The sequence below is a fragment of the Shewanella seohaensis genome, assembly GCF_023283775.1.
GTDB lineage: Bacteria > Pseudomonadota > Gammaproteobacteria > Enterobacterales > Shewanellaceae > Shewanella > Shewanella seohaensis.
Genome location: NZ_JAKILE010000006.1, coordinates 1 through 17,021 on the forward strand (window position 1 = coordinate 1; position 17,021 = coordinate 17,021).

The window sequence follows — 17,021 nt, forward strand, 5'->3', positions numbered from 1 at the left end:
CCTCTTACTTGTGGTGAATAAGAAGGTCTCTTTTAACATGGGCGTTATTCAGGCTATAGCCTTAAGGGACAATCACCACCGCCAGAGGCGGTGGTTTTGGGATGACAATAACAAAGCACTGTAGATACAGTGCTTTTGTATTATTTAGCACCGAAAGGGGATTATTCGTCCCCTTGAATTTTACCCACCAACAGCATAGGCGCGGCATCAATTTTATCGGCGTCCATCATGGCGGCAATGCGCTCCACCGATGAGAGCAATTGACTCTGTTCCCACTCTTCAAGATGTTGATATTGCTTTATAAAGTGCTCTTGTAGCGGTTTAGGCGACTCTTGCAATAATGCCCGCCCCGCCTCACTTAAATGTAAATGCACCTTGCGCTTATCGGACTCGCTGCGTTTGCGGATAACTAATCCCCGCCCTTCGAGCCTATCAATAATTGTCGTCACAGTGGCTGGACTGAGGGTGATTTCTTCGGCCACCTGTTTGGCTAAGGGAGCGCCGAGCTGGGCAATTTTCTGCATTACCATCAACTGCGGCCCCGTCAGGCCTGAATGTTTATTGAGTTGCCGGGAATGAATGTCGATAGCGCGGATCACCCTGCGCAGTGAAATCAGCAGTTGTTCGTATTTTTCCATCGTGCTTCGCGTGCTCCTCATCAACCCAACGGCCGCACCTTACCAGAAACTCAGCCACAACTCACCTCGGCGGGTAATTTTATCGCACATTCGTCCTAGGATAACTAAACAAGTAAAAGCTGAAAAAAACCTTAAAAAACATAGCGTATATCAAGCCTGATCCCTGTCATAAAAGTTCATTATTTAGTTATCTAGTTCCAACTTTAGTGGGAATTTCACCTCAATAAACTGCCTAAGCCGATCTAGATCACATCTTGCATACCCCTTAATTGGTAGCTTGGTCACCAGAAAGAAACAAATTTAATTTACAAGCAAATAGGTGGACTTATGGCTGCTAAATTTTTTATCCCTTCCGTCAACGTATTAGGCAAAGGCGCCGTCGATGATGCTATCGGAGATATCAAAACCTTAGGCTTTAAACGCGCGTTAATCGTGACGGATAAGCCTCTCGTCAAGATTGGTCTGGTCGGTGAAGTGGCCGAAAAACTCGGTCAAAACGGCATTACTTCAACCGTGTTTGATGGCGTGCAACCCAACCCAACCGTCGGTAACGTCGAAGCCGGTCTTGCGCTATTAAAAGCCAATCAATGTGATTTTGTGATTTCATTAGGCGGTGGTTCACCCCATGATTGCGCTAAGGGTATCGCCCTAGTTGCCACCAATGGCGGCAGCATCAAAGACTATGAAGGGTTAGACCAATCCGCTAAGCCACAACTACCATTAGTAGCCATTAACACTACTGCTGGTACCGCCAGTGAAATGACCCGTTTTTGTATCATCACTGACGAAGCTCGCCATATCAAAATGGCAATTGTCGATAAACACACCACCCCATTACTGTCTGTGAATGACCCTGAGCTGATGCTGAAAAAACCAGCGAGCCTCACAGCTGCAACAGGTATGGACGCGCTGACCCACGCGGTTGAAGCCTATGTGTCTATCGCTGCGAACCCAATCACCGATGCCTGCGCCATTAAGGCCATTGAACTTATCCAAGGCAACTTAGTGAATGCGGTAAAACAAGGCCAAGATATTGAAGCCCGTGAGCAGATGGCCTATGCGCAATTCTTAGCGGGGATGGCCTTCAACAACGCCAGCTTAGGTTATGTGCATGCGATGGCGCACCAATTGGGCGGTTTCTACGATCTGCCCCACGGTGTATGTAACGCCCTGTTATTACCCCATGTACAAGAATACAACGCCAAAGTGGTACCAGATCGCTTAAAAGATATTGCTAAGGCGATGGGTGTCGATGTAGCCAATATGACCGATGAACAAGGTGCTGCGGCGGCGATCGCCGCCATTAAGGCCCTATCCGTTGCGGTAAACATTCCAGAAAACCTGACGTTACTCGGGGTTAAAGCGGAAGATATTCCAACGCTGGCCGAAAACGCCTTAAAGGATGCCTGTGGTTTCACTAACCCTAAACAGGCAACCCATGAAGAGATCTGCCAGATCTTCACTAACGCGTTATAAACCCGCGTTATAGAGCATTCGGATTAACGCAGTCTGTCGCGCGCCAATTGACAGGATGTTGTTCGGCTAGCGCAAGCTAACGACATGAGAATCGGCCCAAACAAGGGATCTTGTTTGGGCCTTTCTTTTGGGCTGATCCAGCCAATTTTGCACTACGGCATAATGTAAAAAGCCGCCGTAGCGCCTTAATCTTCGGCAGTTGGGATCCCATAGATCGAAAAATCGGCCCAATAGCGTAAAAACGTGATCTTGGTGGGTTACATGCTGTTACAAATCAGCTAGACTGGCTCCAGTTCGCTTTTTCCCTGCAAAAGATGAAGCCAGCTCAGAGGCCCATTCTAAGGAATGGGCCTCTGTCCCTTTTAGCGCCCGTCCCTACACCTTCCCAATAATTTGCTACTGTTTAATGGCTCACGGCACCATGTAGATCCTGTCACTTATTTGCTGCTTTATTGCGCAGTAATTAAGCAAAAACGAATTTGAGTGCAAAACTGAGAGATAGCACATAGATATTCGTTAAAAACTCATGCTAAATAACACTGAATGGAAATGAATTAACTGACTCATTTTTAACCAAAAACACTTGTAAAAACTGTGATTTAACTCGGGCGATATCAGCGCAATTAATGATTGACCGAATTCAAAAACGATGCCTATGATGGCAGCAACATCCTCAACAGGTAGGTACGCTATGACAGCAATTACTCATGTATATAACTACACAGTTAGATGTCCGCATTACAAAGATCCCGAACATCCAGTGAGTTGGTTAAACCACATCGAATTAAACCAATCCAGTGAAATTGCCTTAAACCGTATCACCAAATGGCACGAACTCTCAGGCAGTAAATCCTTCGAAACCAGTAAGTTTGTAGTCCGCAAAGCCGACAATGAAGAAGCCTACTTCTCCATGCAAAGTGATAGGCTTAAAAATGATGGTCATGCGCTGGTCACCTTTAAAATCTTCCTCGATACCTGCTGCGACGATGCCGCCCCAGAAGAAATTATGCAGCACCTGATTGATGACTATCAGCAGCGTTTAGCGAAACTCGACCAAGCCTCATAATCTTTTGCTTGGGAGTCACATGTCACATAAGCGGTTAATCGCTAAGTGAAATAGTAACAATGCCAGAGTTAATACTCTGGCATTTTGTTTTACTCACCTTGTTAACCAATCCATTCTAAACCGTCACTCATCCGCCACAGACCCACGCCTCGTTAACTTGGATGAAGACATTTCATCTTTACTCAAGCAAACTTATGCATTATCTCTCATCTAATAATTGGGCTACAAAGATTGGAGCTCCGATAATTGGATTTTCAGATTATTAAGGCGCGGTACAGCAGTATTTGGTATCTTGCCTAACAAACGTGCGTTATCAGGATGAGTACAATGAAAAAAGCGATGCTGTTAATACTACCACTGCTACTGGCCACCACAGCCTGCGCCGATTTAAAGGATGCGGGTCGCGCCATTGGCACCACCACTAAAGATGTGACAAAAGAGATTGGTCACGCCACCCGCGACACCACCAAAGCCATTGGTCATGCCTCACGGGATGCGGTGAAATCGGTCAAAGAAGATCTCACTAAAGATTCAGAGTGACGCCCATGCGTCACTCTGCTTTATCGGGGCTCAATACTTAGGCCGCATTGGCTCGAATACCATGGGGCACGGGTAAGCCCTGGGCATTCACGTTTACAAACACCATCTTATCGATACTAACTACTGGCGCTTGCGTCATCTTATTACGTACTTGGCAACTGACCGTAATGGAACTGTGCCCAAGGCTGACAAGCTCCAAACCAAATTCCAACACATCCCCCTGCCGCGCCGGCGTCATAAAATTGATTTCAGAAATCAGCTTAGTCACATGGCTGGAGCTCTTCATCTGGCACGCAGCAAAGATGGCCGCCTCCTCGTCAATCCAACTCAATAACTGGCCGCCAAATAGGGTATTTGCAGGATTTAAATGTTCAGGTTTGACTAAACGACGACTGTAATATTTCATGACGGTGACCTCACTGTGAATGCCAAGTTTTACAGCCAATTCACAGCATTATTTAGGCCAAGATAAATAGCCATTGAATAACAATGAGATAGCATTAAGTCTTTGTAAAACGGTTAAAAAACTGCACCAACTCGAGTCAGAGTTGCACCAGAATAATCAATTAGATAAAAAAATAGCGACTCAGAGAGTCGCCAAGCTCAGGCAAGCAATGTATTGACTGGGTAGGAAGTTAAGTCACAAGGTTTGACTTAAAAACCCGTGCAGCACATGTAGGCGAACTGCACGGGGGACAACAGCTGCAATGCAGCTAAACACAGGGTTTACGGGTACAACATCTTACGGGTAGAACCTATTCGCGTTACAACAGACTTCGCTTAAAACTGCTCTTCTTCGGTCGAGCCAGTCAGCGCCGTCACCGATGAATGACCGCCTTGGATCACTGTGGTGACTTGGTCGAAGTAACCAGTGCCCACTTCCTGTTGATGCGCGACGAAGGTATAGCCTTTCTTCGCTGCTGCAAACTCAACTTCTTGAACTTTCTCAACATAATGCTTCATACCTTCACCACGAGCGTAGTCGTAAGCCAGGTCAAACATGTTGTACCACATGTTATGGATACCCGCTAAAGTGATGAACTGGTACTTGTAGCCCATGTCCGACAGCGCTTGTTGGAAGCGCGCAATCGTCGCGTCGTCCAAGTTTTTCTTCCAGTTGAACGAAGGTGAACAGTTGTAGGCCAGCAATTGGTCTGGGTACTGAGCATGGATTGCCTCAGCAAAGCGGCGTGCTTCTTCTAAGTCAGGCTTAGCGGTTTCACACCAGATTAAATCCGCATACGGTGCGTAGGCGAGACCGCGAGAAATCGCTTGGTCCAGACCCGCTTTTACGCGGTAGAAACCTTCACTGGTGCGCTCGCCAGTCACGAAGTCACGATCGTATGGATCGCAATCAGAGGTCAGTAAATCCGCCGCGTTCGCATCGGTACGAGCGATAACTAAGGTTTCAACACCGCTCACGTCGGCTGCAAGGCGCGCCGCAACTAACTTTTGTACCGCTTCTTGGGTCGGCACTAATACTTTACCGCCCATATGGCCACACTTTTTCACTGAGGCTAATTGGTCTTCAAAGTGCACACCGGCAGCGCCCGCGTCGATCATCGACTTCATCAACTCGAACGCATTCAGTACGCCACCAAAACCCGCTTCCGCATCGGCAATAATCGGCAGGAAGTAATCGACAAAGTTTTCTTCTTCCGGATTAACCCCATTGCTCCACTGAATTTGGTCAGCACGGCGGAAAGAGTTGTTAATACGGGCTACAACAGCAGGCACTGAGTTTGCTGGGTATAAAGATTGGTCTGGGTACATAGTGCCCGCTAAGTTAGCGTCGGCAGCCACTTGCCAACCAGACAGGTAAATCGCTTCGATACCGGCTTTAGCCTGTTGTACCGCTTGGCCGCCAGTCAGTGCTCCTAACGAGTTCACATAACCTTTTTTTGCGCCACCGTTGACTAAACCCCACAGTTTAGCAGCACCGCGTTTGGCAATGGTGTTTTCGGGTACGATAGAACCACGAAGTGCCACAACTTCCTCTGCAGTGTATGGGCGACGGACGTTTTTCCAACGTGGATTCTCAGCCCAATCTTTTTTGATCGCGTCAATCTGTGCCTGACGTGAAGTCTGTGTTGCCTTAGTCATAGTGTCACTCCTTTCTCTGTGATGTTGTAGCAAGTGAAGCTGCCCCACAGCCTCACCCTGCCCATTGGTTTAATTGGCGGCTTGACCGCCATAACGCATTCCATGTAAACGCATTCAGTGTTACAGCATTAAAACGCTAATCATTAAGCCGTTAGCATCTCGTAACCGGGTAAGGTTAAGAAATCGACCAATTCATCCGAAGTGGTAATATCCTCAAGCAATACAGCCGCTTGGGTAAATTTGCCGTGGGTGAATCTGTCACCGCCCACTTCTTTTTTCACATTTGCTAACTCTTCCACCAGCATGTCCTTAAACAATTGTTTAGTGACGGGTTTGCCGTTTGAGAGTGACTTGCCATGTTGGATCCATTGCCAAATCGAGGCGCGGGAGATTTCCGCCGTTGCCGCATCTTCCATTAATCCGTAAATCGGCACACAACCGTTACCACTGATCCACGCCTCAAGGTATTGCAGAGCGATGCGAATATTCAGGCGCATCCCTTGCTCAGTGCGCTCACCATCACAGGGTTTTAATAACTCTGCGGCGAGGATCGGTGCATCCACATCACGGGTGATATGCAATTGATTTTGATGATCTTGGCCTATGTATTCGTTAAAGATCCCCATTGCCGTATCCGCAAGACCAGGGTGAGCGACCCAAGTCCCATCGTGACCATTGCGAGCCTCAAGCTCTTTGTCCTTACGTACCCGTTGCAACACGGTTTCGTTCTGAGCGGGATCCTTCGCTGGAATAAAGGCCGCCATGCCGCCCATCGCCAGTGCGCCACGTTTATGGCAGGTTTTGATCAGCAGTCTTGAATAGGCGCTTAAGAAAGGCGTATCCATGGTCACCGCTTGGCGATCCGGTAATACACGGTCGCTATGACGCTTTAATGTTTTGATATAGCTGAAGATATAGTCCCAACGACCACAGTTCAGCGCGACAATGTTTGAGCGTAATTCATAGAGAATTTCGTCCATTTCAAACACTGCGGGTAAGGTCTCAATCAAACAAGTACATTTGATTGTGCCAGGCTGTAGGCAAAATCTTTCTTCAACAAAAGCAAACACTTTTGCCCACCAACGCGCTTCAATATGGCTCTCGAGTTTAGGAATATAGAAGTAAGGACCACTGCCCTTCGCCAGCAATTGGCGATAGTTATGGTAAAAGTACATCGCAAAGTCGAATAACGCGCCGGGAATGGACTGCTGGTTAAATTCAACGTGCTTCTCTTTTAAGTGCAGGCCACGCACACGGCAGATTAATACCGCAGGATTTGGGCCTAACTTGTAGTGTTTACCGGTTTCAGGCGCTGTGTATTCAATCTCACCACGCACAGCATCACGCAGGTTAATCTGACCTTCCACGACTTTCTGCCAGCTCGGTGCTAAGGAGTCTTCAAAATCCGCCATAAACACTTTGGCATTGGCATTAAGCGCATTGATCACCATCTTACGTTCGACGGGACCGGTGATTTCGACACGGCGATCGAGTAAGTCATTCGGAATGCCGCGGATCTTCCATGCACCGTCACGAATTGCGCGAGTCTCGGGTAAAAAGTCAGGCAAAGCCCCTTTATCGATACGCGCCTGTCTATCTTTACGTTTGGCGAGTAAGGTGGGCACTTCTGTCGCAAATTCACGGCAAAGTGACTCAAGCAACGCCAGCGCGCCTTCGGTAAAAATCACCTCCTGCCCCGGGATGGTATTTCCTACTAAGGCCAGAGTGCCATTCGCAGTGGCCTTATTCTGTGTCGAATTCAATTGCTGTTCACTTAAAGTGTGTTCCGTCATCTTCTCGCCCTCCCAAGAGGCTAACCTTTTGCTCGTTTACGACCCGTTACCAGCAAAGACATGAGTAACATGTACAAACATTCACCACAAAACATTCAAATGTTCGTTTAGAACCAAAACTTACAGACAAACATTTGTATTTGCAACTATCCAAAAGTGCCATAACCGCTAAAAAATTTGACCAAAAAACCTCTCAAAATTGGTCTGACCAAGACTAAAAACTCAGTGCAAGCAACTGATAAATAAAAGCTTTAAAAATTTTAGCTAAATAAGATTTTTCTTATCGTGAAATTTGTCAGACAACTTTACCACTACAAGCGCCATGTAATTTTATACGTAATTTAATTACCTACTGAAAACTTAGCCATACAGCATTTTTAACCTATTCGACCTAAGTAGAAACCTGTGCGCGTTTTGAACTCCACCCGGAGGAAAGCGGTAAAAATCAACAAAACCAATCAATTAACAAAATAGAAACAGATTAAAAATTTAAACACCCGTTTAACTATTACGTTTACGTAAACAGTCGAACAAGTAAGGGGAGAGTGACAGGGATCACGGGTTATGTTTCTCGATCAAAAACCCGAGTCGATGTGGTTAACCCAAAAAATAAATCACTTTTTTATAAAAAAAATGAAACAAATTAGAAATCTGACCCAGCATTGCTTCAAATGAGGGCAGCAAGTGATAGTGAAGGTCTTTATCCCCAACACAGTTAACCGTATTTCATATGTAAAGATAACCAAGGTTCATGGTCTTTTAAGTGCCAAACAAGGGGTTGCAAACTAGATGAAAATCATTATCATTCGCGACCTTTCTGATTGGGTGACTTTCAATGCCAGTATTACAGCCTGTATTTCGCTTATCGCTTATTGCACTCGCCTGCCTCAGTGCTTTACCACACACAACCTACGCCGATGACACACCTTCAGCTCGCGATGAAAACGTCGAGCGTATAACGGTATATGGCAGACAAAACTCTGTGGTGAAAAACTCAGGACTTGCGACTAAGTCAGATATGTCCTTAATGGAAACCCCTGCGGCGGTTGTTATCGTTGACCAGGAGCTGATTAACAGCCAAGGAGTCGACAATCTGCAGGACTTGATTCGCAATATCAGCGGGGTGACTCAAGCGGGCAATAACTACGGCATTGGGGATAACTTAGTGATTCGCGGCCTCGGCGCAAACTACACCTATGACGGCATGTATGGTGGTGCCGGCCTTGGCAATACCTTTAACCCCACTCGCTCCCTAACCAATGTGGAATCCGTGGAGGTTTTAAAGGGGCCAGCGACTGGACTCTATGGCATGGGCAGCGCGGGCGGCGTGATCAACCTGATTGAAAAGAAACCGCAATTTGAATCCAAACACAAAATCACCACAGAAGTTGGCCAGTGGGATACCTACTCGCTCGCCGTCGACAGCACGGGTGGAATTACCGATGATCTTGCGTACCGCTTAGTCGCCAAAACCGCCCGCAGTGAAGGCTACCGTGATTTAGGCGCCGACCGTGATGAAGTGTTCGGCTCACTCAAATGGGTATTAAGTGACAGCCAAGATCTGATGCTATCCGGCGCGTATATCAAAGACGCCATTGCCGTTGACTCCATCGGCCATCCAATCCGTATCTACAATGCCGATTCTGTCGGTGGCAAAACCGCGGGCGAAGTCACTTGGCAAGATTTGATTAACGATCCTAAGGGTCAAGGCATACAGCTAACCGATGAGCAGCGTCAGCAATTAGCGGCATCACTCGCCAGTGGTGATGGTTTAACTCCCTACTCCTTCGGTGACGCGGGATTAATTTCTCCGATGGCAAAGGATAACGAAGGTGAAGAATTAAGGTTCAAGCTGACCCACAATATCTACTTTACCGATAATCTGTTCCTCAACCAGCAGTTGCAATATCGCGACTACACTACAGGTTTTGCCCGTCAAACAGGGGCTTACAACTATGTGTATTGGAAGCGTAAAATCAAGGTTGGCGGCGTATCGACTGATGTGATTAACGAAGATCCCCGCGCGCCACTGGTTGAAAATGGCGTGCTCTATCCCTTTGCAGCCAGACGTCAGGAATACCGCCAACTCGATGCCGAAGAAACCTCATGGCAGTATTTTGCCGGTCTACGTTACGACTTCCAAATCGGCAATATCGACAACGAATTACTGGTGAACGCTAACTACGAAGATCGCAACATTCGCCTCGAGCAATTCTCGATTTACGATGCGGATCAAGTCATTAAAAACAAACAAGGCGAAGTGATTTACCGTGGTTCGCTGCCTTACATTTACGATATCCGCAATCCAAACTGGGGAACGGGGAAATTTGCCGACTACGATCCACTCAAAACCGCCAACTACAACAAAAAAGTCAGCGCTTGGGGCTTAGGCGTGCAACATGTGGGTTATTTAGGTTATGGCTTTACCACCCGCGTTGGCGTGGCCTTTAACGAAATCAAACAGAGCTATGAGCACTTAGGTGTGGATGAGCGCTACAGCGCGAGTCAAGCGAGCCCCACTCCAGAGGAAGATAGCAAAGATAACGGTGTGACCTACAACTTGGGCTTAACTTATATGCCCATTGATGATTTATCATTTTTCGTTAATCACTCAAAGGGCCGCACCGCCTATAGCATCTTAGGCTCAATTACGGGGGAAAATACCGACCGCGAAGACTCAGAATCCGTCAGTAACGATCTCGGCATGCGCTTTAAAGCCTTTGACGATCAGATGCTAGCATCACTGGTGTTCTTTAAAAGCTCACGCACTAATGTGCCTTACAACAACCCAGACTATAACGCTGGCGTGTCTGGTGCCGAGGTGCCCGTGTACTTTTACGATGGCAGCGAAGATACCCAAGGGGTCGAGCTGGATCTCAATGCCCACTTAAACGATAACTGGCGCATCAACCTTAACGGCATGTATCAAGACGCTAGGGATAAACAAAACCCAAATGACAAAGCCAACTACGACAGCCGTCAAAAAGGTGTGCCCTATGTGACCGCCAGTGCTTGGATAACCTATGGTGCAGACTGGTTTGCCTTAACAAGCCCTATTGAGCTGAGTTTAGGCGCCAAGTATGTGGATGATAGAAGCACACACTCAAGCTCATTTGGCATCCCAGATGGTTATGTGCCGAGCTACACCTTAGTGGATTCTGCCATCAGCTACGCCACCGACTCTTGGAAGTTACAATTGAATATCAACAACCTATTCAATAAAGACTATTACAGCAAGGCGATGTTCCTCGGTGGCATGCCGGGCGAAGAGCGTAATGTGAAGCTGCAATATAGATACAGTTTCTAAGCGTTTTCCTTAAGCCCATAAACAAACAAGAGAGCCAATAGGCTCTCTTGTTGTTTTAGCTGGCAGACTTAACTGACGTTTTCCCGGTCACCACGCATCAGCGACTCCAACTCGGCTTTCCCCTTAGTGGATAAATCAATCAGCTTGGTTAAATCATGCTGATGGGCAGCACTGGCGATCACCAGCTTTTTATCGTGCTCGGCAAAAATCTTCACCCTTTCATTGGCTTGTACCTGTGATAAGCCTAAGCCCTGCAAAATCTTCTCACTGGCAGACAAAGCCGAACCAAAGGTTTCACGGAACACATCGGTCACCCCAAGGCTCATTAATCGATACGCGTGGTTACGGTCCCGCGCCCGAGCGACAATATTGATATGGGGGAAATGGGTTTTCACCTGCAGGGCAATTTCAATCGAATCCTCAACATTATCAACGGCCAGCAGCAACAAGCGCGAGCGCGCAATCCCGGCCGACATCAACATATCTAAACGTCTGGCATCACCAAAATAGACCTCACCGCCGTATTTGCGGATCACATCCACATGGCTGGCATCCTTATCTAAGGCCACAAACGGAATGCCCGATGACGCTAAAATCCGCCCAGTGATCTGCCCTACCCGCCCAAATCCGGCGATCACCACCTCAGACTCAGTCACATTAATGGTATCGGGCAAACGAGTATCCACCACCTTAGGTTTAGTGGCTCTAAATAGCGTGAAAATCATCGGTGTGACTGCCATGGATAAACCAATGGCGAGCACTAAGATTTGGGCGATTTTATCATCCACTATGCTGGATAATTGCGCCTGCGACAGCAGCACAAAGGCAAACTCACCGCCCTCGGCCAAGATAAGCCCTAGGGCAATACTCGGGCGCCATGTATGGTGTCGTAAACGTCCAAGCAGCATCAGCACGAGAGTCTTAATCAGTAACATGCCCAGCAAAATCGCGAGGATAAGTAAAGGATCGGTTAAAAACAGCTTGAGATCCATACTCATGCCGACCGCCATAAAAAACAGTCCAAGCAGTAAGCCCTTAAAAGGTTCGATATCGGTTTCGAGCTGATGTCGGTAGCTGGAGTTCGCCAGCATAATTCCGGCTAAAAACGCCCCCATACCCGCCGATAGCCCCAGCCACTCCATCAATTCGGCGCTGCCCATCACCAGCAATAATGCAAAGGCGGTTAACACCTCACGAACCCCGCTACTGGCAACAAGTTTAAGTAACCGCGGCAACAGATATTTGCCCACCAACACAAAGCCCACTAATGCCACACAAGTCCAATACCAAGGCACCGCATGGTGCTCAATCTGGGCCGAATTAGGCGCAAGGTAAGCGGTTAATAGCAACATGGGGATCACTGCGAGATCTTGCATCAACAACACCCCAAAGGCATCGCGGCCCAGCGGGGTGGTCAGCAGTCTATGTTCACTCATCAACTGCACCGCAAAAGCCGTCGATGACAAGGATAACGCCGCGCCCACCACTAATGCTGCCTCAACGGATAAGCCAAATCCCCAAGCTAAACCGCCAATTGCCGCCCAAGAAAGGAGTAACTGACCACTGCCGAGACCAAAGATGGCGCTGCGCAGCTCCCATAACTTGCTCGGGTTGAGTTCAAGCCCGAGCACAAACAGCATCAATACCACACCCAGCTCGGCAAAATGCAGCACGGCAGCGGGATCAGACACCAGCGCCATGCCGCCAGGCCCTAAAATCACCCCGGCAGCGAGATAAGACAGAATCGGTCCTGCGCCAAAACGTTTGCCCAAGGGTACAAAAATCACCGCGGCCAATAAAAATAACAGTACAGAAGTGAGCAGACTCGACTCTTCCATTAGGGCTCCACAACGTTAGCGAAAGGCAAAAATAGGGGTATGACCTTAAGCGAAAAAAGCTTCGGCTACCGCTGGCAATCATACTCTAGTTAGGCAGGAAAAAGTGTGAAAAATTGACCTAAAAATCATCGAGAAAACGCAAGAAATAACCGAAAAAACAAAAGAAGAAAACCGCGTTACATTAACCTAAACAGTCAGTTACACAGACAATACAACTCGTACCCTACTGCCTTGCCAACTGACTGGTAATATTGGTGGCGCGTTTATCGGAGGCTAAAGCGTCCTCATAACAAAATACACTGTTACGGCCATTCGATTTTGCGGCATACAGTGCCATATCGGCACGGTGCAGCAGAGGGTCTAGGCTTAAGTCTTCTTTTGTCATACCGCTGACCCCAAAGCTCGCGGTGATAGTAAATTTATGCCCCGACAGATGCGTATCAATGGCTTCAATTCGGCTTCGGCATTGTTCGGCAACTTCCATCCCCTTAGATTCATTGGCGTAAGGCAAGAATAGTGCAAATTCCTCACCGCCAATCCGAGCAAACACATCGCCATTGCGCACATGGGGTTTTAACGCCTCAACGACTTTTTTCAGCGCCCAGTCACCCGTACCATGGCCGTAGGAATCATTAATCCGTTTAAAATGATCTAAGTCGAATAAAATCACACAAAAATCGCCCCCTCGGGCAGCGGCTTGCACAAACAGATTTTCGCCAAGATCTTGCCCTGCACCACGGTTAAGCACACCCGTCAATGCATCCATTCTGGCCATGCGCATAAAACGCCGTTTTTGCAAATTGCCCACGACTAACAAAATCGCGAGGAAAAACAGCCCGCCCACTAATATCGTGATAAACATCAGCATATTAGTGTACTCACGTTCTTTTACCGTTTGCTGGGCGATATAAAGTTCACGTTCTTTATTTAGCAAGTTGATTTCACGCGCCTGCTCATCGGCATTAAACTTAGCCGCCTGATAAGCAAGGGTTTTCATCTTCGACTCATCAAAAATCAGTTGATTATAATGTTGCTCTTTTCTGGAGTATTCATAGGCTTGCTCAAATTGTTTGTCCGCCGCCATCAACTCGGCAAACACTTTGTAGGCAATATGCTTATGTTCGATATAACTATTATCATCGGGAAATGTGAGCACCTTAACAGCGTGACTTTTTGCTTGCACCAGCTCACCCGTTGCAAAGTAATTCTCGGCAAGTAGTGCATTCACATGGCTGATTTCTAATTGAAATTGGAAAGCTTCATACCCTTTTAACGTTAATAGCAAAATCGCTCTCGCATCTAAATAGTCACCCCGCTCCTGCAAAACCATCCCTTTGCCTTTCATCGACATCGTTGCTAAAAGGGGAAATTGCTTCGCATCACAATATTGACGGCTATCTTCGAAGGCATCGAAGGCGTCAGGACTTTTCACACCGAGCAAGTAAATCGCCCGCAGCAATTTGGCGTGGCAAATATCGCGGACATCGGTTTCCTGAGCGAGTTGTAACACCTTATTGGCATAGAGGCCCATATCGCTATAAGCGTCCATTTCAGAATAAATATTGGCAATTCTTAGATAGGAGTGACGTTTAATCGTAACATCATCGATATTCACCACTAGGGCTAATGCTTTGGCAACTGCCGACAAAGCTTTGTCATAGTCACGCATCCCTATATAGACCGTGGCTTGATAACTATAAATTGACGCTAATAATTCAGAACTTGTGATTAAGGTTTCGGCCTGATGCAGATCGTCTAACGCTTTGGCATATTCACTGACAAAAATATAACTAATGGCTCTGTCAATTCTTAGTCTGCCTTTTTGTGTTGGGGTTAAGCTGCTAAATGCAGTCTCATATTCGGCCAGTTTTTTCTGCGCAGCGCTAAGATCAGATTGCAGTAATACATCAAGCTCATTGAGTGCCTGATCAAAATCGAGAGAGTTAGCCATCAATGCTGTCGAACACAAAGCAAAGATGGCTAATAGGGCACAACGTAACCGTTTCAAGATAAGTTAATTATTACCATGATTCACTAATAAGAAGGCTTGATAGTCTTGGTCGCCACTTAACGTTTTGAGCTTTTCCATATCCCCAGTCATTACAGCGTTAATTTCTTCATCAGTTAATCCATGGGCACGCATCACCGCCTCGGGATTCTGTTTATAGTCTTCCATTAACTGCGCATCTTGGCCTAGCTGGGTAAAAAAATCCGATAATGCAGACATATTTTCTCCTTGCGATTACTAGTTAGGCTGCACAGCCAAAAGCTCTAACATTGGTCACTAAATCCGAACCTAAAAGGTTACCATGTGAAATGATAAGGTAAGACTGATAGCTACTATCGCCACTTAACGCTTTGAGCTTTTCCATATCCCCAGTCATTACAGCGTTAATTTCTTCATCAGTTAATCGATGGGCACGCATCACCGCCTCGGGATTCTGCTTATAATCTTCCATTAACTGCGCATCTTGGCCTAACTGGGTAAAAAAATCCGATAATGCAGACATGTTTTTTCCTTATTGTTAATAATGACTCAGTATCACACTTCAATTTAGCCCAAATCTTCGGGACCGATCCCTAACTTAGCCAAAATAGCATAGTTGTACTCTAGCTTTTTTGCTGGCGGAATTAACAACGTACTAACCGGTGTTAAGTGCGCTTGGGGTAAATTCGCTAAGGGTAAACGCTCGATACGCGGGGCTTGGATTGGCAAATTGGCCGCTTCGTATATGACCACCTCATGGTCGAGCGGGTACCATTGGTTCAACTGTTCCACGAGGATCTGCAACCTATCACTCGAGGTATGAAATTGGGTTAAGGTATGTTCGCCCGCAATCGCGATTTGCCAGAGTAATAAGTGGGTGGTGGAATCGGGCACATGGTTGAAAAACATAAACTGGCTGGCTTCAAAGCTTTGATGCCCCGAGTTACCAGGATCAATCCCTAAGTCGGCCCACAGGCAAGCTTCGGCCGAAATCCCCGGCTCCATCTTGGCCGAAAACCCTTCGGCCTTGGCGCGAGTTATCGCCATATGGGATACACAGGCAAATACCCCCGGATGACCATAGAGTGCACACACGGTTTTTTTACCCGCTCTCACCGCATCTAGAATGGCATTGACCATTTGTTCGTAGGTGTCTCGACGATTTTTAACTTCACCATTTTGCGCATAAAACTGCTGCAAATTGATGATATTGGAGTTGAGCTTCGTCAACCAACGCTGCGAGAAACCGTCGGGTAAGAGTGAAAATACAATATCGGCATGTTCAATATAGCTGCGGCTTAATACGCTAATTTGTCCCGCGAGCTGTAACCCCGTACCCACACAAACGAGTGTTCCCAATGGTCTCTCCTAAAAATGCACTGCCGCAGGCTTATTGATGAACTCAAACCGTCACCTTGATAGCAACCGCTAAACCCTATGCTACTCCCTAAAGTAGCGAAAAAATGCTAACACCATCAAAGTAAAACACTTTCACAACTTTACCCATGTTTTCACAACATTGCTACATGACTATTTCGACTTTGCTTAACTTTACGGTTTTTCAGCGCAATTTACCGCGGGGCAGCTTATTTAAGCGCAATGATCAGCATAAAAATCTTCACTCACAGCGAACTAAAACGCGCCGCTTAGGTCGAAAACTCACACAATTGCAACGATAAGCGCCGCAACGCCCAATTACCCTTGTCATAAGGGGGAGTGCTTGGGTATGATGGCCGCCAGATTTTCAGAAGTAGCGCATACAATGATCAATAAAAAGCAAAGTCTTACCCTGCTGAGTGCCATTGCGCTCTCAGTTTCGCTCAGTGCCTGTAGCGTGTTTGATTGGCTGGTCTATAAGCCCGATATTCCGCAAGGCAACTACATGGAGCCGCAACAGGTTGAAAAGTTGCGTATCGACATGACCAAAGAGCAGGCCGAATACATTCTTGGTCGCCCAGTATTGCGTGACAGCTTTGCCGATGACACTTGGTATTATGTTTACCACTATAAGAGTGGCCGTGATGCGAGCATTACCCACAAAGAACTGATCCTGCACTTTACTGGTAACAAATTAAGCTTAGTGAAGGGCGACTATGAATTAAGCCCAGAGTTTAATACGCCGCTTGAACAGAGTAAGTTACCTATGGCCAGCACCGCTGAGTCTGCGCCACTCGTGCCAGCACAGCGCCCAGATGAAAAGCCATTAGTGAAAGAAAATCAAACCGAAGCGCAAGTTCAAAAGCCAATCAAGTAAGCACACGGGTTTAACACTT

Annotated in this window: 14 protein-coding genes; 5 read left to right on the forward strand and 9 right to left on the reverse strand. The window is 47.0% G+C overall.

The features are described from left to right. Positions 1–161 precede the first annotated feature (161 nt). Positions 162–638, reverse strand: coding sequence for a MarR family winged helix-turn-helix transcriptional regulator (locus tag L2713_RS08455; RefSeq protein ID WP_248967597.1), 477 nt, complete (start codon positions 636–638; stop codon positions 162–164). A gap of 327 nt (positions 639–965) precedes the next feature. On the opposite strand from L2713_RS08455, the gene yiaY reads away from it, so the two are divergent. The 3 genes from yiaY to L2713_RS08470 all read left to right on the forward strand — a co-directional run bounded on the left by yiaY (position 966) and on the right by L2713_RS08470 (position 3,720). Beyond that, positions 966–2,114 carry an L-threonine dehydrogenase gene (gene yiaY, locus L2713_RS08460; RefSeq protein ID WP_088210573.1) on the forward strand — a complete coding sequence of 383 codons (1,149 nt, stop codon included), beginning with the start codon at positions 966–968 and terminating at the stop codon, positions 2,112–2,114. 691 nt (positions 2,115–2,805) lie between these two features. Continuing rightward, a complete protein-coding gene (locus L2713_RS08465; protein WP_086904376.1) occupies positions 2,806–3,180 on the forward strand; it encodes a cytoplasmic protein in 375 nt (124 codons plus the stop codon). Between the two features lie 327 nt (positions 3,181–3,507). After that, entirely contained in the window at positions 3,508–3,720 is a 213-nt protein-coding gene (locus L2713_RS08470) for a hypothetical protein (protein ID WP_086904377.1), read from the forward strand. A gap of 37 nt (positions 3,721–3,757) precedes the next feature. Here the strand turns inward: L2713_RS08470 and L2713_RS08475 are convergent, their stop codons facing one another. The 3 genes from L2713_RS08475 to aceB all read right to left on the reverse strand — a co-directional run bounded on the left by L2713_RS08475 (position 3,758) and on the right by aceB (position 7,616). Then, on the reverse strand, positions 3,758–4,126 hold the full coding sequence (locus L2713_RS08475) for an acyl-CoA thioesterase (RefSeq protein WP_011623516.1): 369 nt from the start codon (positions 4,124–4,126) through the stop codon (positions 3,758–3,760). Positions 4,127–4,500: 374 nt separating this feature from the next. Then, a complete protein-coding gene (gene aceA / locus L2713_RS08480) occupies positions 4,501–5,823 on the reverse strand; it encodes an isocitrate lyase (RefSeq protein WP_248967598.1) in 1,323 nt (440 codons plus the stop codon). Between the two features lie 143 nt (positions 5,824–5,966). Next, on the reverse strand, positions 5,967–7,616 hold the full coding sequence (gene aceB, locus L2713_RS08485; protein ID WP_011626816.1) for a malate synthase A: 1,650 nt from the start codon (positions 7,614–7,616) through the stop codon (positions 5,967–5,969). A gap of 835 nt (positions 7,617–8,451) precedes the next feature. Here aceB and L2713_RS08490 point away from each other — a divergent pair. Beyond that, positions 8,452–10,923, forward strand: a complete 2,472-nt coding sequence (locus L2713_RS08490; RefSeq protein ID WP_248967599.1) for a TonB-dependent receptor — start codon at positions 8,452–8,454, stop codon at positions 10,921–10,923. Between the two features lie 68 nt (positions 10,924–10,991). Here the strand turns inward: L2713_RS08490 and L2713_RS08495 are convergent, their stop codons facing one another. The 5 genes from L2713_RS08495 to L2713_RS08515 all read right to left on the reverse strand — a co-directional run bounded on the left by L2713_RS08495 (position 10,992) and on the right by L2713_RS08515 (position 16,107). Next, positions 10,992–12,761, reverse strand: a complete 1,770-nt coding sequence (locus L2713_RS08495) for a monovalent cation:proton antiporter-2 (CPA2) family protein (protein WP_248967600.1) — start codon at positions 12,759–12,761, stop codon at positions 10,992–10,994. Between the two features lie 223 nt (positions 12,762–12,984). Continuing rightward, positions 12,985–14,712, reverse strand: coding sequence for a tetratricopeptide repeat-containing diguanylate cyclase (locus tag L2713_RS08500; RefSeq protein ID WP_248967601.1), 1,728 nt, complete (start codon positions 14,710–14,712; stop codon positions 12,985–12,987). A 63-nt stretch (positions 14,713–14,775) separates the two neighbouring features. Further along, complete coding sequence (locus L2713_RS08505; protein ID WP_086904596.1) at positions 14,776–14,988, reverse strand: hypothetical protein; 213 nt, start codon at positions 14,986–14,988, stop codon at positions 14,776–14,778. A gap of 22 nt (positions 14,989–15,010) precedes the next feature. Beyond that, positions 15,011–15,271 carry a hypothetical protein gene (locus tag L2713_RS08510; protein WP_248967602.1) on the reverse strand — a complete coding sequence of 87 codons (261 nt, stop codon included), beginning with the start codon at positions 15,269–15,271 and terminating at the stop codon, positions 15,011–15,013. Between the two features lie 44 nt (positions 15,272–15,315). Beyond that, a complete protein-coding gene (locus tag L2713_RS08515) occupies positions 15,316–16,107 on the reverse strand; it encodes an SAM-dependent methyltransferase (RefSeq protein ID WP_248967603.1) in 792 nt (263 codons plus the stop codon). Between the two features lie 403 nt (positions 16,108–16,510). Here L2713_RS08515 and L2713_RS08520 point away from each other — a divergent pair, with 403 nt between their 5' ends. After that, positions 16,511–17,002: an outer membrane protein assembly factor BamE gene (locus tag L2713_RS08520; protein WP_248967604.1), complete on the forward strand. Its 492-nt coding sequence runs from the start codon at positions 16,511–16,513 to the stop codon at positions 17,000–17,002. The last annotated feature ends 19 nt before the right edge of the window (positions 17,003–17,021 follow it).

Coding starts and splice junctions, on each gene's coding strand:
- L2713_RS08455 (WP_248967597.1), bottom strand. CDS start 638: ATGGAAAAATACGAACAACTGCTGATTTCACTGCGCAGGGTGATCCGC.
- L2713_RS08490 (WP_248967599.1), top strand. CDS start 8,452: ATGCCAGTATTACAGCCTGTATTTCGCTTATCGCTTATTGCACTCGCC.
- L2713_RS08500 (WP_248967601.1), bottom strand. CDS start 14,712: ATGGCTAACTCTCTCGATTTTGATCAGGCACTCAATGAGCTTGATGTA.
- yiaY (WP_088210573.1), top strand. CDS start 966: ATGGCTGCTAAATTTTTTATCCCTTCCGTCAACGTATTAGGCAAAGGC.
- aceB (WP_011626816.1), bottom strand. CDS start 7,616: ATGACGGAACACACTTTAAGTGAACAGCAATTGAATTCGACACAGAAT.
- L2713_RS08495 (WP_248967600.1), bottom strand. CDS start 12,761: ATGGAAGAGTCGAGTCTGCTCACTTCTGTACTGTTATTTTTATTGGCC.
- L2713_RS08510 (WP_248967602.1), bottom strand. CDS start 15,271: ATGTCTGCATTATCGGATTTTTTTACCCAGTTAGGCCAAGATGCGCAG.
- L2713_RS08465 (WP_086904376.1), top strand. CDS start 2,806: ATGACAGCAATTACTCATGTATATAACTACACAGTTAGATGTCCGCAT.
- L2713_RS08520 (WP_248967604.1), top strand. CDS start 16,511: ATGATCAATAAAAAGCAAAGTCTTACCCTGCTGAGTGCCATTGCGCTC.
- L2713_RS08505 (WP_086904596.1), bottom strand. CDS start 14,988: ATGTCTGCATTATCGGATTTTTTTACCCAGCTAGGCCAAGATGCGCAG.
- aceA (WP_248967598.1), bottom strand. CDS start 5,823: ATGACTAAGGCAACACAGACTTCACGTCAGGCACAGATTGACGCGATC.
- L2713_RS08470 (WP_086904377.1), top strand. CDS start 3,508: ATGAAAAAAGCGATGCTGTTAATACTACCACTGCTACTGGCCACCACA.
- L2713_RS08475 (WP_011623516.1), bottom strand. CDS start 4,126: ATGAAATATTACAGTCGTCGTTTAGTCAAACCTGAACATTTAAATCCT.